The 16,294-nt window shown below is 35.6% G+C and carries 15 protein-coding genes and 1 other annotated feature; of the genes, 5 read left to right on the top strand and 10 right to left on the bottom strand.

What is annotated here, in order from left to right; all coding sequences use genetic code 11:
• Window positions 1-64: 64 nt before the first annotated feature.
• From JNUCC52_RS07395 to JNUCC52_RS07415, 5 genes are all read right to left on the bottom strand, one after another.
• The gene (locus tag JNUCC52_RS07395) at window positions 65-532 is read right to left on the bottom strand and encodes a prepilin-type N-terminal cleavage/methylation domain-containing protein (RefSeq protein ID WP_337981819.1); all 468 of its coding nucleotides are present in this window, start codon (window positions 530-532) and stop codon (window positions 65-67) included.
• Between the two features lie 105 nt (window positions 533-637).
• Complete coding sequence (locus JNUCC52_RS07400) at window positions 638-1,843, bottom strand: type II secretion system F family protein (protein WP_173478215.1); 1,206 nt, start codon at window positions 1,841-1,843, stop codon at window positions 638-640.
• Window positions 1,840-2,889 carry a type IV pilus twitching motility protein PilT gene (locus JNUCC52_RS07405; RefSeq protein WP_337982199.1) on the bottom strand — a complete coding sequence of 350 codons (1,050 nt, stop codon included), beginning with the start codon at window positions 2,887-2,889 and terminating at the stop codon, window positions 1,840-1,842. Before JNUCC52_RS07405 ends, JNUCC52_RS07400 begins: the two co-directional genes overlap by 4 nt.
• A gap of 15 nt (window positions 2,890-2,904) precedes the next feature.
• Window positions 2,905-4,575: a GspE/PulE family protein gene (locus tag JNUCC52_RS07410; RefSeq protein WP_337981820.1), complete on the bottom strand. Its 1,671-nt coding sequence runs from the start codon at window positions 4,573-4,575 to the stop codon at window positions 2,905-2,907.
• Window positions 4,576-4,593: 18 nt separating this feature from the next.
• Window positions 4,594-5,934, bottom strand: a complete 1,341-nt coding sequence (locus JNUCC52_RS07415; RefSeq protein WP_337981821.1) for a VanW family protein — start codon at window positions 5,932-5,934, stop codon at window positions 4,594-4,596.
• 291 nt (window positions 5,935-6,225) lie between these two features.
• On the opposite strand from JNUCC52_RS07415, the gene JNUCC52_RS07420 reads away from it, so the two are divergent.
• Genes JNUCC52_RS07420 through JNUCC52_RS07430 form a run of 3 tightly spaced genes read left to right on the top strand, consistent with a single transcriptional unit; the run spans window position 6,226 to window position 8,897 of the window.
• Window positions 6,226-6,678 (top strand): type IV pilus modification PilV family protein, encoded by a 453-nt coding sequence (locus JNUCC52_RS07420; protein WP_173478212.1) that lies wholly within the window; start codon window positions 6,226-6,228, stop codon window positions 6,676-6,678.
• Window positions 6,665-7,240, top strand: coding sequence for a PulJ/GspJ family protein (locus JNUCC52_RS07425; RefSeq protein WP_173478211.1), 576 nt, complete (start codon window positions 6,665-6,667; stop codon window positions 7,238-7,240). Before JNUCC52_RS07420 ends, JNUCC52_RS07425 begins: the two co-directional genes overlap by 14 nt.
• A gap of 16 nt (window positions 7,241-7,256) precedes the next feature.
• Complete coding sequence (locus JNUCC52_RS07430; protein WP_337981822.1) at window positions 7,257-8,897, top strand: hypothetical protein; 1,641 nt, start codon at window positions 7,257-7,259, stop codon at window positions 8,895-8,897.
• 60 nt (window positions 8,898-8,957) lie between these two features.
• On the opposite strand, the gene JNUCC52_RS07435 is transcribed toward JNUCC52_RS07430, so the two are convergent.
• From JNUCC52_RS07435 to proS, 5 genes are all read right to left on the bottom strand, one after another.
• Window positions 8,958-11,057, bottom strand: coding sequence for a DUF2339 domain-containing protein (locus tag JNUCC52_RS07435; RefSeq protein WP_337981823.1), 2,100 nt, complete (start codon window positions 11,055-11,057; stop codon window positions 8,958-8,960).
• A gap of 81 nt (window positions 11,058-11,138) precedes the next feature.
• On the bottom strand, window positions 11,139-11,390 hold the full coding sequence (locus tag JNUCC52_RS07440) for a phage holin (RefSeq protein ID WP_173478208.1): 252 nt from the start codon (window positions 11,388-11,390) through the stop codon (window positions 11,139-11,141).
• 665 nt (window positions 11,391-12,055) lie between these two features.
• Entirely contained in the window at window positions 12,056-12,232 is a 177-nt protein-coding gene (locus JNUCC52_RS07445; RefSeq protein WP_173478207.1) for a competence pheromone ComX, read from the bottom strand.
• Window positions 12,233-12,246: 14 nt separating this feature from the next.
• A complete protein-coding gene (locus tag JNUCC52_RS07450) occupies window positions 12,247-13,116 on the bottom strand; it encodes a polyprenyl synthetase family protein (RefSeq protein ID WP_337981824.1) in 870 nt (289 codons plus the stop codon).
• A gap of 514 nt (window positions 13,117-13,630) precedes the next feature.
• A complete protein-coding gene (proS, locus tag JNUCC52_RS07455) occupies window positions 13,631-15,067 on the bottom strand; it encodes a proline--tRNA ligase (RefSeq protein ID WP_337981825.1) in 1,437 nt (478 codons plus the stop codon).
• Window positions 15,068-15,117: 50 nt separating this feature from the next.
• Window positions 15,118-15,329, bottom strand: a binding site (T-box leader).
• A 227-nt stretch (window positions 15,330-15,556) separates the two neighbouring features.
• Between proS and JNUCC52_RS07460 the strand changes: the two genes are divergently transcribed.
• The gene (locus JNUCC52_RS07460) at window positions 15,557-15,919 is read left to right on the top strand and encodes a YbgA family protein (protein WP_173478204.1); all 363 of its coding nucleotides are present in this window, start codon (window positions 15,557-15,559) and stop codon (window positions 15,917-15,919) included.
• 24 nt (window positions 15,920-15,943) lie between these two features.
• Window positions 15,944-16,270, top strand: a complete 327-nt coding sequence (locus tag JNUCC52_RS07465) for a BRCT domain-containing protein (protein ID WP_337981826.1) — start codon at window positions 15,944-15,946, stop codon at window positions 16,268-16,270.
• Window positions 16,271-16,294: the final 24 nt, after the last annotated feature.

The following is a 16,294-nucleotide window of genomic DNA, read 5'->3' on the forward strand; positions in this document are numbered from 1 at the left end:
TTCCCAACCAGAAGCGCGGTAGGGCTACGCTTCTGAGTGAGTTGGGAGGGTTAGTAAGGGAAATTTAAGGTGTAGTACTACTTGATTTATGTGATATTTTTACCTCTTTACCATCAGGCTTTCCACTGTGATCATTTATATCTTTTAAAGTTGATCCTGCTGTAACTGAAATCTTAATTGAACCATTAGTTCCTGCTGCTTCTACAGTGTTTCCACCTGCGACATAGGTTACTGTAGCAGTTACTAATTTACCCTCTGATTCTAAATAACCCTCTGATTTTAATTTAGTAATATCAACAGTTTTGTTACTATCATCGGCTGGATTATCTGTGAAGTAAATATTTGCTGCATTCATTACATTAACTACGTCTGACTTTAATGCTTTTCCACGACTGTTATCAATAATGCTACCAATAGCAGGAATCGCAATGGCTGCAACAATCGCTAAAATCACGATTACAGCTAGTAACTCGATAAGTGTTAAACCTTTTTGGTTTTTTAATAGTTTTTTGTTCAGTAATTTTTTGAACATCGATGTGTTCCTCCTTTAATAATGTTTTATAATTAGTGCGAAAACACGTACACCCGAAACGACCCTAGCTTTTTTCTCCATCACCTCCTTTAAATCATCAATTGTTTACATACTTTCATAGAGTGCGAACATCGGTAGGAAGATTGCTGCTACAATTACACCAACTACCCCTGCTAAAACGAGAATCATTAATGGTTCGATTAACGATTTTAAAGTATCGACCGAGCGATCGACTTCGTCCTCATAAAAATCAGCTATTTTTTCTAACATGTAATCGAGGGAACCTGTTGTTTCACCGATCGATGTCATTTGAGTTACTAAAGGTGGAAATAGCCAGCTTTTTTCTAATGGCTCTGATAATGTACCACCCTTTTCAAGATTTTCCCGTGCCTCCAAAACAACCTTCCCTACTACTGGATTGCCTACAACTTTTTCAACAATCGTGAGTGCATGTAATATCGGCACAGCACTACTGAACAAAGATGATAATGTTCTCGTCATCCGAGCAATGACATTTTTTTGCATTAGTACACCAAAGACAGGGATTCGTAGTGCCACATAATTCACATTGTAATGAAAGAGCTTATTATGGTTATAGAAATACCTAAAGAGGAAGACTGCTAACAATAAAATACCAATCACTATATACCAAAATTCAACTAACCAATCTGACACGCTAACGACAATTACCGTTAATAATGGCATTTCTAAATCCATATCCTCAAAAGTTGCCATAAATGTGGGAACGATAAAAATCATTAAAAACATGCCTACTGCGATTGTTAGCACCGATAAAATAGCTGGATAAGTTAATGCTGATTGCACTTTTTTCTTTATTTTAAATTGCTTTTCTAACGTACCTGCTAGTCGCTCTAAAGTATCATCAACATTTCCCGTCGCCTCTCCAGAACGCATCATATTGACGAACATTACTGGAAAAACTTTTGGATGTTTGGCCGCAGCATCTGAAAATGAAGTACCGCTTCGAATGTCCTCTTCAACTTGCTCCAAAGCCTTTTTTAGCGGCTTACTTTTCGTTTGCACACCTAAAATATGTGTCGCTTCAACGATTGACACCCCAGCACGGATAAGCGTTGCATATTGACGACAATAAATAACGAAATCTTGATGCTTCACTTTGCCGCCGAAATTTAATTCTTTATGCAAAAGACTTTTTGACTCTTCTAGCTCTCGTGCATTAATACCTTGCGCACGTAATTTTTCGAGTGCTGCCTTTTTATTGATTGCATCAATAATTCCCTTTTTCTGTGTACCAGTTTTAGTACGTCCGCTATAGCGAAAAACGGTCACTGATACTCACCCGCATTCATATATGGTCTTGCATCCTCGAGTGAAATTTTCCCCATCGCAATTAACTGCTGCATCGAGGACTCCAATGTATGCATGCCGAGCGCACGGCTTGTCTGCATGACACTTGGAATTTGATGGACCTTTTCATTGCGGATTAAGTTCGCAATCGACGGTGCTTGTACTAAAATTTCAGTTGCTGCAACTCGTCCCTTTGCATCTTTTCGTATAAATAAACGCTGCGAAATAATACCTACTAACACATTGGCTAACTGTACACGAATTTGTCCTTGCTGATGTGGTGGAAAGACATCAATAATACGATCAATCGTTGTTGGCGCACTACTTGTATGCAATGTTGCCATCACTAAGTGACCTGTTTCAGCGGCTGTAATAGCAGTTGAGATCGTTTCATAGTCACGCATCTCACCGACTAATATCATGTCAGGGTCCTGACGTAGTGCAGCACGCAAACCATTGGCAAAGCTTTGTGTATCGACTCCTACTTCACGTTGATTGATGACCGATTTTTTATGTGTATGTAAATACTCAATTGGGTCTTCAAGTGTAATAATATGCTTTGATTTTGTTTCATTAATGTAGTCAATCATCGCCGCTAGTGTTGTCGATTTCCCAGAACCTGTAGGACCTGTTACTAAAATAAGTCCCTGTGGTTTTTCAGCAAGCTGATACAACACTTGAGGCATATTTAACGATTCAATGGACGGAATTTTTGCTTCTATTAAACGTGCCGCGATTGTCATTTCATTTCGTTGATGATAGGCATTTACACGAAAACGACATTTCCCGGGCAATGAATAGTTAAAATCTGTTTCACCTTTAGTATGAAATTCTTGTCGTTTATGTTCAGGTAAAATAGCTTCCACCATCGTTTGTAATTCTTCTGAAGTAAGCGGTTCAGTTCCGTAATGCTCCAACTGACCATGGATGCGATATACAGGAGGAATACCTTTTGTTAAATGTAAATCTGACGCCTTTTCCTCAAATGAACGTGTCAATAGCTCTTCTATATTTCTTGATGTTGTCATCATTCGGTTCACATCCTAGTCTGCATTTGCTACACGTAATACTTCAGAAGTTGTCGTTTGTCCTTCAACCACTTTTAACAATCCATCTGCTAGTAACGTGTAATAGCCTTCTTGTTTCATATAGTCGCGAATAGCACTATCTCCACTACGATTTAAAATCATCTCTTTAATCGTCCGATCGATTGGTAAAATTTCATGGATGGCCATACGCCCGCGATACCCAGTTTGGTTGCATGAAGGACAGCCCCTTCCACGTCTGCCATGTGTTACCCCTTCAATGCCGTTTTTCTGCATGATTTCTAATTCGTGATTTGTAAATGCATATGTTTCTCCACAATCACGACATACTTTACGTACTAACCGTTGTGCCATAATCCCGACTAATGATGACGATAGTAAAAACGGCTCTACCCCCATGTCCTGCAAACGTGAAATGGATTCTACTGCACTATTTGTATGCAATGTACTTAACACTAAATGCCCTGTTAAGGACGCACGCACAGCAATTTGCGCAGTCTCTAAATCTCGTATTTCACCAATCATTACTATATCTGGGTCTTGGCGCAAAATAGAACGTAATCCAGTGGCAAATGTTAGCCCAACTTCTTCTTTCACTTGGATTTGGTTAATGCCATCGAGCTGATATTCCACAGGATCTTCTACTGTAATAATATTGACGCCCTCTTCGTTCAAGTTACTTAAAGCAGCATACAGTGTAGAAGACTTACCTGAACCCGTAGGACCAGTGATAAGCATAATGCCATTCGGATGTGCAATCATTTTACGGAAAAATGCTTCGTTACGCTCTGTGAAGCCCAACTGATCTATTGAATTTGCGACATTGCTTAAATCCAAAATACGCATGACAACTTTTTCTCCATAAACAGTTGGTAGCGTAGAAAGTCGAATATCCACTGGCTTGAAATTGACATTTGTTTTAATACGTCCATCTTGTGGAATACGATTTTCTGTAATATTTAAGTTGCCCATAATTTTAATACGAGCTAAGACAATATTTTGCATATGCTTAGGCAAAGACCGTTCCGTTCTCAACACACCGTCTACACGATAACGAACCCGTAAATCCGTTTCCTGTGGGTCAAAGTGAATATCACTTGCACGCTGCGCAACACCATTTGCAATAATTTGATTGACGAGTCGCACAATCGGTGAATCTTCACGTTCGATTTCTACTTGTGTTTCTCCAGCAGTCGTCCCAATATCTTGCAATGCCGCTTCCATTGACTCCTGTAAATCATAATATTTCGTAAGTGTTCGATATAAATCATCTTTTGCAGCAATACTTGTTTCGATTTGACAGCCCGTTGCCATGCGGACCTCTTCAATTGCAAAATAGTCCATCGGGTCAGCCATCGCGATAAATAGTTTGTTTTTCTCCCGTCGAATCGGAATAATATTTGCACGTTTTGCTAGCTCCGCGGGCACAAGTTGAAGTAAATCAGGGCTTATTGAATATTGATTTAAATGAATATGTGGAATGCCTAATTGAAACTCTAGCACCTCGATTAATTGTTGCTCTGTTAAGATATTTTCTTTGATAAGAAAATCCCCTAACTTTTCTTCCTTTGTTTTCGTCGTAAGAGCATACTCTAGCTGCTCATTCGTAATAACTCCCGATTCAACTAGTAAATCTCCTAGACGTTTACGCCCTGTTCTTACAGCCATTTGCATATGCTCCTCTCATTAAGGACTTGTTTGTACAAAATTACCGCCTTTATCGTAGTAACCATAAACAATTTCAGGATCATTCGTAGTTACTGGCGTTGTTGTGTTTGATGAAGTGTTGTCATTTGTAGATGGAGGTTGTACAGGTGAATCTGCCAACCCATCCCCATCTAAATCCACCTGTAAATCCGCATCATTGGAAGTATTACTTGTTCCATCACTGACATCAGGTTGTCTAGAAGATTGAACGACAATTCGATTAATTGGTGCGTAGTAATCACGGCTCACCAATTCTTCCCTAGAAATGCCGTTTTCCACGATTGAACGGTACACTTCTACCCGCACACCTTCTTGTCCATTTTGAAGAATCTCTTCTTGCCCCATGGCTAAGTCTTTAGAATAACGAGTAATGATTCTCGGCTGTACGATTTTATCTTTACTTACACGAACTGTAATCTCTTTTTCTTTGGTTTGAGCTAATAATTCTACTTTTAATGTGTCATTTTCAATCATTAGTTTTAATTTAGTCGGTTGGGTAGCATAATTGATAAATTGCAAATCTTTATTTAATACACTATTGACTGCTGCATCCAAGCCTTGCTGTAAATAGTCCATCTTTTTGTCTTGTGCATGGCGCTCTAAAATCTCAAATTCTGTTTGTAGTACCGTATGATAAATTAAAGATGCTACAAAATTTACCCCTTCACTATTAGCTTCCTCTACTTTTTCTCCTAAAACGTTTAATAATGAGAACGGCTCATTTGGAGCAATAATGTAGTCATTTAACGTATTTACTAATGCTAAAACACCTTTTGCATTTGTCGGTATTTGCTCGATTGATAATGCCAATCGCTCTGCTTCCATAGAAGTTGTATCTGCAACGGTTGCTTCAATGCTATGTTTATTTAAATAAGATGCTTGCGCTATAACTTCATTTAAAGTCGTTTCTGCCTCCCATACCCCCATCGATTCAAGCTGCTTTATCAGCTGCTCGTCCCCTATGACTTGTAAAGGAAGATGAACTGTTCGTTTTCCTTCCCAGAAGGCAAACCAAGGCTTATCCGTTAATGTGCGATATTCAGCTACCGAGCTTGCGACGTCAAATACTAACATTTTTGGATCGACTGTTGCTGTGACACCTCCACCTTCAACAGTAATCGGTGTATCCTGCCAAACACGAATAGCTTCTTGTATAGCTACCTCCATCGCATCTTCATCTAAATTTTTTACTAGTACGCCCCCAATCGTGGAGCCATCACCTTTTGCTAGCGCACGATCTATGATTAGGTTCGGAAGCCATATAGCTAACAGCACAACTAAACCTACTATTATCGCACCCAACTTCAAATATAATTTCATAGCCTCACGACCTTTACTAATTTATTGAAAAAATGAATGTCTATTATATTACTAAAAATCATTACTATATATCTATATTTTTATAATACTACAAAATCTACCTGTTTGAATATATCTTTTAACCTAAAAATTGTCACATTTTTGTACATTTTATATACAAAGTGTGTAATTTCATTCATTTCATTATATTGTAAATGTGTTTTTTAACCTATATAATTAGGCTGAAACTACCTATCAATCTGTAACATAACGGAATTTTTGGATAAAGCACTCTTTAATCGAGGTGAGTAGATGAAAAGGATAAAATCTCAGCGAGGATTTTCTTTAATAGAAGTTGTGGCATCTATTGTATTAATATCTATTATTTTATTAAGCTTTGCTCAAATTTTCGTTCAAGCAAATAGTACAGCAAACATTAATAATGAAAAGTTAGTTGTTATTAATTTAGCCGATGCCTATTTAGAAAGGTTAAAGGCTACAGGACTTGAAGAAAAAAGGATTACTACACTAGAAGATTATTTTAAAGATTACCCGAAAACAGTAAAAATAATAGACGATTCGAAATCGCCTACCTATACAGTGAGCATTAAACCGTCAAACACGAATGTAATTTCGAATGCTATTACAACGGAAATTAATCAAAATAAAATTAATATAGTTGTAACAGTAACTTCAAGTAAAAAAATAAATAACAGAGTAATCTCAAGCACCACAGAGGGGTATGTTCAAATTGAAAAAAAATAAACTTGATGAATATGGTTTAACACTAATAGAAGTTTTAGTAACTATAGTATTGACGGTCACTATTGCCATTTTTTCTTTCTCATTTCTTACAAATAGTATAAACACCCAAAAAAAAATAATAATAGAAAACAACATTCGAGACGAAGCTGATTTAATCATGAGTAATCTTGTGAAAAACTTTTATACATTAAAAGAAAACGAAGTACGAAACACTGAGTTTGATGACATTAACAAAAAATATTTGATCTATACTTCAATACTTGAATCTTCCTGCTCAAAGCCAACATCAGTAGAATACAAAAATAATTGTTTAATCACAGGCTTTTCTCCCGCTACTGTAGATGGAAATACAATTATGAAATTGAACATAAAAAATCAAGAATACCTTGTTTCCAATCCCTATATAACGATCCACAAAGATTCATATATAAAGAGCAGCACCAGTACAAATAAGAAAGTAAGTTACCATATAAAATTAGCGCTACAATACGATAATAAAAAGTTTTCAAAAGTATATTATTTTGAAAACCAAATACAAAGTATTCCGGATATAAAAAATTAGTACAAGGAGTGCGCCAATGAGAAAACTACTCAGTAATCAAAATGGATACGCGTTATATATTGTTTTTTGCTTGATTATTATCGTCTCAATTTTAGGTATAAGTTTACAAGTAATTACAACTAGTGGCTACACTAAAAATCATAAAAGGGAAGAGGTCGTTCTTGCCCAAGATTTATCTACCAAAGGCATAGACTATATTCAAACGGAAATTGACACATATTTTAAACAAAAAATTGGCACTACTGGATTAACTATTTTAGAATTTGAACAAATCCTTAAAGACTCGCTCGAAGATCCAAGTAAGTCTAACTATCTATGCCCTAAAACCATCAATATTAAGGGGAAATTAGGGAATACGAATATATGTATTCAAAAAACCGAAAAATTTTCTGATAAACAAGAAGATCGTTTAAAACGAATCATTACTGTAAAAAGTGAAGGAATTACAAATAAGTCAAATCAACATAATATTAGTTATGCAAAAATTGTAGTTGGCTCTAGTTCAGTCCCAGAGCAACTTAACTATGCCATCTCGACAAATGCAGATGAAAAAGGAAATGGTGGGAATTTATTTCTATTTGGTGGTATTGATGTGCTAGGTGATATAAAAGCTGATGGAGATATTTACTTAAATAAATCTGCTTTTAGTGGCTATTTAAATAGTCCAACTTGGAGAGATAGTACGTTTGCAAAACTTACTGCTGCTGAAGGAAATTCATTTCCAAAGATAATTGTAAATCCTAAAAAAAATATTATCGAAATGAAAAAAAATATAACTGGTACTTCATTTGATAGTTTTATAAAAGCTCCATCTTTGAGCTATTTAAGTAATAACTATACTTTATTTAAAGTTAATGAAATGGATGCAAATGAACAAAGCAAACTTCAAAAATTATTTAAAGACTATAATCTTAGTGAGAAGAACAAACCTAGAGTTATTGTTCAAAATGTATTGCAAGATACAATAAATATTAAGGAGGAAGTGAACCCAAGCGGAAAAACGCTATTAAAAAGCTGCGATAAAAACACTGATGCCTGTAATACCATTACTATAAAAGGTGAAAAAAATAAAAATACAACTTATGGTAATAAAAAAGATTCCTATTATATTAAGGGAAATTTATTAATCGGTCCTTATGCTGGAACAGATAATTTAGAAAATAATCAAAGCAATTATTACAATATTACTTTACAAGGGAAATATTATGTTGAAGGTTATATTGATATTAAAGGTGCTAAATTATATGGCGATGCTACTTTTTACTCTTTAAAAGATATTGATATTACATCAAGTGTTATTAATGGCTACAACGGAGGTACCAATTTCTTCTTTGCAAATGACTTTATAAATATTTCAAATATTTCCTCCGAAACAGCTATTAATAATTACAGTAATATTGATGGTTTTTTCTATACGAAAGGTCATTTTTTAATGTATGGTTTTGGGTCTAATATTAAAATAAATGGAGGAATTTCTGCAAATAGAATTGTCCTAACCGCATTAAGGGGAAAAGCAAATACAGGGGATTTAACTTCTGAATCTAGATTACGTGTAAATTATGATTTCGAAATGATTAAAAAGTTTATCGAAACACGGGATCAAAATACAATAAAAATAACGACAACAACTGAACCAATGATACTAGAAAATTTCTAAGCTATTATTAATAAAAAATAAATCACAGGCAAACATCTTATGTTAGCCTGTGATTTTTCGTTATTTCCTCAACAACCGCCCCGACAGTAGCATGCCAATTCCACCAATTGCAATGAATAGCACTGCTCTTATTAATAAGTCTAGTGCCGATAAGTCGAAGAAGATAAGCTTTATAAATGCTATGGCAAGTATGGCAAAGCCAGAAAGTCGAAGTATTCGTAAGTGACGCACTGTGCCGAGCCATAATGACAGACTTGCCGACAAGAATAGTGTAACGGTTGTTAGTGCAACGCTAAGCTTCCAATCCATCAGGTCGTTGTAAGCTAGTTGGGACAATAGACCGCAAAGTGCAATCATTGTGAACGCTACACTTGCACTGACAATTAGGTCTAAATATTTCGGCATAAGCTGTTGATAAATTTGATAAATGCGCCCCTTCATCAGTAAATCAAGGATAATCGCTACAAATGCTGCAATATAGATTAATCTAGTACCAATATTTAGCCATTCAATCCCTTGTATATTATAAGGAATCACATTAAACATGAGCGTAACAAAAAGGAAAAACACACCGACGACTGGCGTTAATGCCCTACCTTTATATTTTTCTGGTAGTAATAGCGAGCCAACAAACAGGATGACGATGCCGATAGTCATCATATGTGGGAAATTGCTCACACTTGTAACATAAACACTATCAAGCTTAGCAATATAAGCAAGGAAGTATCCAGCGGTCATAACAGCTAAAATATCAGTCACGTATAAATCCTTCATAATCTTTTCAAAAGTATTTAATGTTTCCTTCTCACGTATTGTATATAGATAAATAATTAATAGGTATACGCCAGGCAGTATTAAGCTAATATGTTCAATGCTAAAAAACGGAGTCGGCTCGTGGACGATATAGCTTAAAATAAGTGCCATTGCAAACCCAAATGAACTGACGATCTTCATTAAACTTGCTCGTAGACGTAAGCTCATCATAACACCTGCAAATGTCATGAATGGTAAAAGTAAATCATCAACCTTTTCTGGTAAATTCATAATCAATACCGTATTACAAAGTGTAATAAATGCGAGTGTTACAGCACTATCAAATGCCTCCTGCCATTTTTGCTTATAGCTATAACCCGCTACAGTTACAAACAAAATACATAGTCCAAGCAGAATTATTTCATTATATTCAAGTCGACTACTGACAAGGTTCAGAAGTAATAAACTAAAGAGCCCTAAACTAAATTGTAGCCCAGCATGAATATGCTTCCATTTTGATTCCACATTATATAAGCGACACCAACTCGTATAAAAGATTGCAAGTGTAATGAGCAGTCCTATTGCAAAAATTACTCGATTGTCACTATTCATAAACGCTACAATACTTACTGCCATAATAGAGAAAAAGGTTGTGACATAGAGCGCAATTTTTTGCTTATGCTGAAGAATAACGAATTGCAGCATTGTAAATAGGATGATGACAAAAAATAATATAATGAACGCGCTAAAATCCATGTACTCTAGTAAATAAGGTAGTAACAACGAGGTAAAGGCTACAAATAAAGTTAGCACTTCATTTTTCTTTAGGTAGCTAATAGCTATCCCATAGACAATAAACACAAAGGCGATGAACAATGCTAAAGTTAAACCTAATACCTCGTATAAAATAGCACCAGCGGCAGTTGTTAAAATTCCTACGATAAATGCTCCACCGTATAAGGAAATAGTTACGGCTGGTGATGCCTTCTTTTTATGTTCTAAAACATAAGCTATAGCCCCTAATGCGATTGATAATAAATAAGCGAGGATGATTTTCACCTCGTTCGATAGGTAGCCATAATCACTAACTAGCTTGAGCCCCCATAACACGCCCAGCACTAAAATAACCATAAATACTTTCGGGAGCGCCCACATAATTTGCTCCTCAAATGAACGCTGTGGCTGAACATTTGTTTTCGGTATTTGTTTCGGTGTTGGTGTAGGCTTTGGTGTAGGCTTTGGTGTTGGTAATGCAGGTTGTACAGTGATGGATCGGTTCACATTTTTTACAGTTGTCTTTTGTTGTGGCTGTTGTTGCTTTAACACGTCCATTTCCTGTCGTAACGCTTCCATTTCCTTTTCAAGCTTAGCGATTCGCTGCTCCATTTCAAGCGACAAGTTAATCATCCCCCTAGCTATTAGAATTTTCTTACATTATATCATATTCATTCTATTGTAAAATTACACTTTTTACATGTAATGAAATGCTTATCTTGGTCTGCGATACATTAAAGCACGTTCACTATCACTGGTGCCACTTGTAGTCGGGTCCACAACAACCCCCATCAATACAAGAATCGATAACACTGTATTCAATATGGATGTTAGTTGCTCGCTCATCCCGCTAGTTAAATCAAAGCCGAACAAAGCTCCTACTTGTTGAGCGAGTAGTAGCAGCATGGAAAACAACGCTAATACAAACGGCTTATGCATAAATCGTACCTTCCAATTAATTCTCATATTTCCTCACCTCCCCCCTTCCTCACTACAGTATATGCGCCTTTACAATTTGGCACATATGCAAAAATATAGCTTTAGCAAGACGAATTTATGATTTCATCCCAATAAATTTGTCGTATCAATTTCTATCAATATAGTTACAGGTTTATCGGCGATTTGCCCGAGCTTATCAGCGATTTACATTGTTTTATCAGCGATTGGAACCAGTTAAACTTTGATTACAGCCATTTCTATGAACGAAAATATACAGCATGACATAATATAGAAATGAACTATAGAATAAAGGGTGATGACAAAAATGTCTTACAGTGAAAGACCTGAAGTGTGGGACGAAGAAGGAAGGGATATTGATCGTTGGGAAAATGACGGTGGTCGAAGTCATGTGATAAAATAAGGCATTTCCAGCCTACCACTTGTCTGCATTACAGAAGTACTGTAAATCTAAATGGGCTGTCATTTTTTTAGCTAGCCCATTTAGATTTGTTTCGAATATGTATGAATAAAAAAAAGAGATGAGCTATTGATAAATAGCGTCATCCCTTTATTTTTTTCTTATATGTCATGAATTCGTAAAATCTTCCCTTTTTGTGTTTAAGCAATTACTCCTGAAGACAGGAGGATTATCCACATTGAAAAGACAATACAAATGACCTTTATTTTAATTACTACGCGCGCCAGTAAGCAGAGAGAGCATTCTTCAATACTTTCTTTTCACCTTGTTCAAAAGACTCTAATATTAAATTTTTTTCAAATTCATTGATGTTTAAAAGCGATATTTTATTCTCTTTTAAAAGGTCTAAAATGTTACGGTTTTTTTGAAGATATTGAGTAATTTCTAACATGTCCTTCACCTCATCTAAATATATTGTTTGAATATTTCAACATTTTTTGTTGGATAAACTTCTTTTAATAAATCTAGTGCAAGATTAAGATATTTAGATTGCATTAGATGCACGTAAACGTGTAATCCAGAATCTACAATCTGCTGTTTAGTTATGCAAATCTTCGTACTTGCCTCCCTCTGCTGTCTATAATACAATCGCAATTCGTCAAATGCCGAATCTTCGAATTGTAATAGATATAGTAATGGCAAGGTTCTTTTTTTGACTTGTAAATCTCTTTGTGAATTTAATAAGTCGTGATAATCATTTTTTAATTGGGCAACAATTGCGATATAGTACGCACTCATTTCAAGCTTTGATGTATACTTTCCAGTCGCTAATACTGCTCCAAGGGTTGATGAAAGTGCGATTAATGAACCTGATTTCTTTTTAACAACATCTATATACATTTCTTCAGATGTTATCTCGTTCATTAAGTCATGATGCTGTCCGTCGACCGCTTGTAGTAAGTAATGGCAAAATAAACGGGTAACCTCTCTTTTATAAGGTATCTCAAGCTTTTCTAGCTCCAACAATACGATACTTACTATAGCTGTCGAAGCATTCAGCAATATGTTCCCATCTATTCCCCACTTTGATTCATCACCGTCTTCAATATCATCAACGATATCTGTAAAAAGAATCCATAATTCTAGCAGATTAAAAACTTCTTCTATCGATTTCGTTAATGTGCCACCATTCATTTGAAAATGCAATTTACTTAAATCACTGAAATCACCACCTTCATGTTGATCTAATAAGTCGTTTAAACAGCGATTAAACTCATCTGATAGTTGATAATTATCGACAATTATCTTTAATGATTGCTTCATTTCCTCCATCATTCACCCTACCAATTAATTATTTTATTGAGATTTCACCTTAAGTCTTCTAACGATTAAAATGGTCGGTTAACAAAGTACGATATCTAGGTAATGGACAACAGATTATACTTAGCATATAATTCTATTCCTCTCCCAATAACGTGAAAGCGCTTACTAAAGTGACCTAAAAAATACTAAACATGCATGAAATTGAACTTCCATATGTATCATTATTGTTAAACTAGCAGAATAAAAATAATGTGTCATCCATGTCCATCCTTTATGATGTTTCTACTTTTCCTACTAATAATTAGTATATCATATACCCTTAAAATGTAAATATATACATATTTTAAACTATTATCATTTTAAAACCAATTTATATTAAAATTATGTATTATAATACCAATTTTCTTCATTGAATTCATATTCATGTTATGAAGTACGTTCAAGTTATAGAATCATAAGTAGAAAGTCATAAAAACAGCGCTTCAACAAAATTGTTGAAACGCTTTTATTTATATTAAGTCTTCAATTAGTATGCACGTGCAAACCAAACTGTATGCTTTGCTTCTTTCCCACAATGGATGCAAGTGTCCTTTGTTACTGGTGGATTGAATGGGATATTACGTGTTGTGAATTTTGTCTCTTCTTTTACGTTTTCTTCACAAGCATCGTCTCCACACCAGCCTGCTAAAATCCAACCTGGAATTGTTTCATTTTGTTCAGATTGTGCTAAATGTTGCTTTAACTGCTCCATTGAATCAATATGTGTATGCGAATTGTTCGCACGGAAAGCTTTTGCTTTTTCGAACAGACGTGTTTGCATCGTTTCAAGCTCTGTTTCAATGCTTTCAACTATAGTTTCTAACGCTACAGAAACTTTCTCCTCTTCATCACGGGCTTTCATTAATCCTTGTTGATTTTCTAAGTCACGTGGTCCTAATTCAATACGTACTGGTACACCTTTTAGCTCCCACTCATTAAATTTATAGCCTGGCGATTGATCTGAGTCATCAAGGCGAACACGAATTCCTTTTGCTTTTAACGCTGCAAAAATTTCATCTAATTTCTCGATAATAGCAGGGTTCTTTTTCCATGGTCCAACAGGAATTAATACCACTTGCGTCGGTGCAATCTTTGGTGGTAAAACAAGACCTTGCTCATCGCCATGCACCATAATGACAGAGCCGATTAATCGTGTCGATGTACCCCAAGAAGTTGTATGGACATAAACATGTTTATTTTCTTTATTTAAATATTTAATATCAAATGCTTCAGCAAATTTTGTACCTAAGTAATGGGATGTACCTGCTTGAACAGCCTTTCCATCCTTCATCATTGCTTCAATAGAGAAAGTATCAACCGCTCCAGCAAAGCGTTCAGATGGTGTCTTTTGTCCATCATATACTGGAATTGCTAGTAATCCTTCTACAACTTCTTTATAAATCGCCAACATTTGCATTGTTTCTTTACGTGCATCTTCTTCATCAACATGAGCAGTATGGCCTTCTTGCCATAAAAATTCAGAAGTACGGATAAACGGAAGTGTTTTCTTTTCCCAACGGAATACATTTGCCCATTGATTAATTAAAACTGGAAGGTCACGATAACTTTTTATCCAATTTGAATACAAATGTCCAATCATTGTTTCAGAGGTTGGACGTAAAGCCAAGCGCTCCTCTAACTTCTCACCTGCCGCTTCTGTGACCCATGGAAGCTCTGGAGAAAATCCTTCGATATGATCCTTTTCCTTTTGAAAAAATGATTCTGGTATTAACATTGGGAAGTATGCATTACGGTGACCTGTTTCCTTAAAACGCTTATCCATCTCCGCTTGAATGTGCTCCCATAATTCATAGCCGTCCGGTTTAAAAGCAATACAACCACGAACTGGCGTGTAATCCATTAAATCTGCTTTTTGAATTGTCTCTACATACCATTTTGAAAAATCGTTTATTTTTTGAGCCATCTTCTTTTCCTCCTATGTTTTAACTAATAAAAAAAGCATAAAGCATCCTCATAAAGGACGTCTTTACGCTAATTGACGTGGTACCACCTTAGTTCGACTTAAATAGATAAGCCCTCTAAACGTTTGTAACGAAACGACTCGGTTAGTTGTTAACTGACATCTCCGTGGTAGGTTTCAATAAGAAGAGGTGATATAGCTCTCAGCCTAGGCTATATTATCTGTTTCACAATACTTATTTACTTGATCACATCATCGATTTATTATTTATACATTAATATACCAATTTGCTATATGTAATTCAATCATTACTATCAATCCATGTCCAATTATTACTCTACCAGCGAAGGAAATCCAGCTCGCATTTAATAAATTGGTCAAAGGCCATAGGGTACAGGATTCAGCTTAAAAATATCATAGATATGTCGTTACTCAACATGAATGATGTTTATACTGTAATAGACTTAAACAATTATAAGAGAAGGTGCTTGTATGAATCGTCAACAAACTGAACAATTATGGCGTGAAGAAAAATATCGTGTTATGTTTCATAGCCAAAAACATTACAATCAGCTTCGGCAAGCAATGCGCGATTTACTCCCCCATGAACAAATTGAACAATTAATCGAAGCAGCATTACAACAAACACCTACTGATGGCAGCATGCGCAATGCGTGCCAGCATATGTGGGGTTATTTCCGTAAAGTTGCCACAATAGAAGAAAAGCAACAATACGAGCAACTGCTCATCACTGGTAAAATAACGGCGCTTCTTTACTTTTTACAGCAATTAGCGATACAATATAACATTACATATTTACGAGAAAGTACTATTTTAAATATTACATTTCTCTAAAATGAACCTCTTAGGAGAACCGACATGAACAAAAATCAAGACACTACAGAAGTTATCTACCTATCGAATCCATCCGAACGTATAATGCATCCATTCTATCATAAACAAATCGTCTTTACAGGGGCCCTCTCCACGATGACACGTTCTGAAGCTGCAAAAAATGCGCGAGCTTATGGCGCAATAATGCAAGGAGCCGTAACAAAAGAGACAGATTTCCTTATCCTCGGCAAGAACCGACGAGAGAAAAGCACAAAACATTTAAAAGCCGAACGCTTAATTCAGCTTGGGCATGACATTCAAATTATTGCAGAAGATGATTTTATTTGGCTTATTTCAATGCAAAAATTTTAGCGCCTCCATACAAAAGCACGTTGA

Source organism: Lysinibacillus sp. JNUCC-52, from assembly GCF_015999545.1.
GTDB lineage: Bacteria > Bacillota > Bacilli > Bacillales_A > Planococcaceae > Lysinibacillus.

Bases quoted from the DNA above. Each gene is read 5' to 3' on its own strand.
- JNUCC52_RS07405 (WP_337982199.1), bottom strand. From the start codon at position 2,889: ATGACAACATCAAGAAATATAGAAGAGCTATTGACACGTTCATTTGAG.
- JNUCC52_RS07460 (WP_173478204.1), top strand. From the start codon at position 15,557: ATGAATCGTCAACAAACTGAACAATTATGGCGTGAAGAAAAATATCGT.
- proS (WP_337981825.1), bottom strand. From the start codon at position 15,067: ATGGCTCAAAAAATAAACGATTTTTCAAAATGGTATGTAGAGACAATT.
- JNUCC52_RS07410 (WP_337981820.1), bottom strand. From the start codon at position 4,575: ATGGCTGTAAGAACAGGGCGTAAACGTCTAGGAGATTTACTAGTTGAA.
- JNUCC52_RS07450 (WP_337981824.1), bottom strand. From the start codon at position 13,116: ATGATGGAGGAAATGAAGCAATCATTAAAGATAATTGTCGATAATTAT.
- JNUCC52_RS07465 (WP_337981826.1), top strand. From the start codon at position 15,944: ATGAACAAAAATCAAGACACTACAGAAGTTATCTACCTATCGAATCCA.
- JNUCC52_RS07395 (WP_337981819.1), bottom strand. From the start codon at position 532: ATGTTCAAAAAATTACTGAACAAAAAACTATTAAAAAACCAAAAAGGT.
- JNUCC52_RS07435 (WP_337981823.1), bottom strand. From the start codon at position 11,057: ATGATTAACTTGTCGCTTGAAATGGAGCAGCGAATCGCTAAGCTTGAA.
- JNUCC52_RS07440 (WP_173478208.1), bottom strand. From the start codon at position 11,390: ATGAGAATTAATTGGAAGGTACGATTTATGCATAAGCCGTTTGTATTA.
- JNUCC52_RS07430 (WP_337981822.1), top strand. From the start codon at position 7,257: ATGAGAAAACTACTCAGTAATCAAAATGGATACGCGTTATATATTGTT.
- JNUCC52_RS07420 (WP_173478212.1), top strand. From the start codon at position 6,226: ATGAAAAGGATAAAATCTCAGCGAGGATTTTCTTTAATAGAAGTTGTG.
- JNUCC52_RS07415 (WP_337981821.1), bottom strand. From the start codon at position 5,934: ATGAAATTATATTTGAAGTTGGGTGCGATAATAGTAGGTTTAGTTGTG.
- JNUCC52_RS07445 (WP_173478207.1), bottom strand. From the start codon at position 12,232: ATGTTAGAAATTACTCAATATCTTCAAAAAAACCGTAACATTTTAGAC.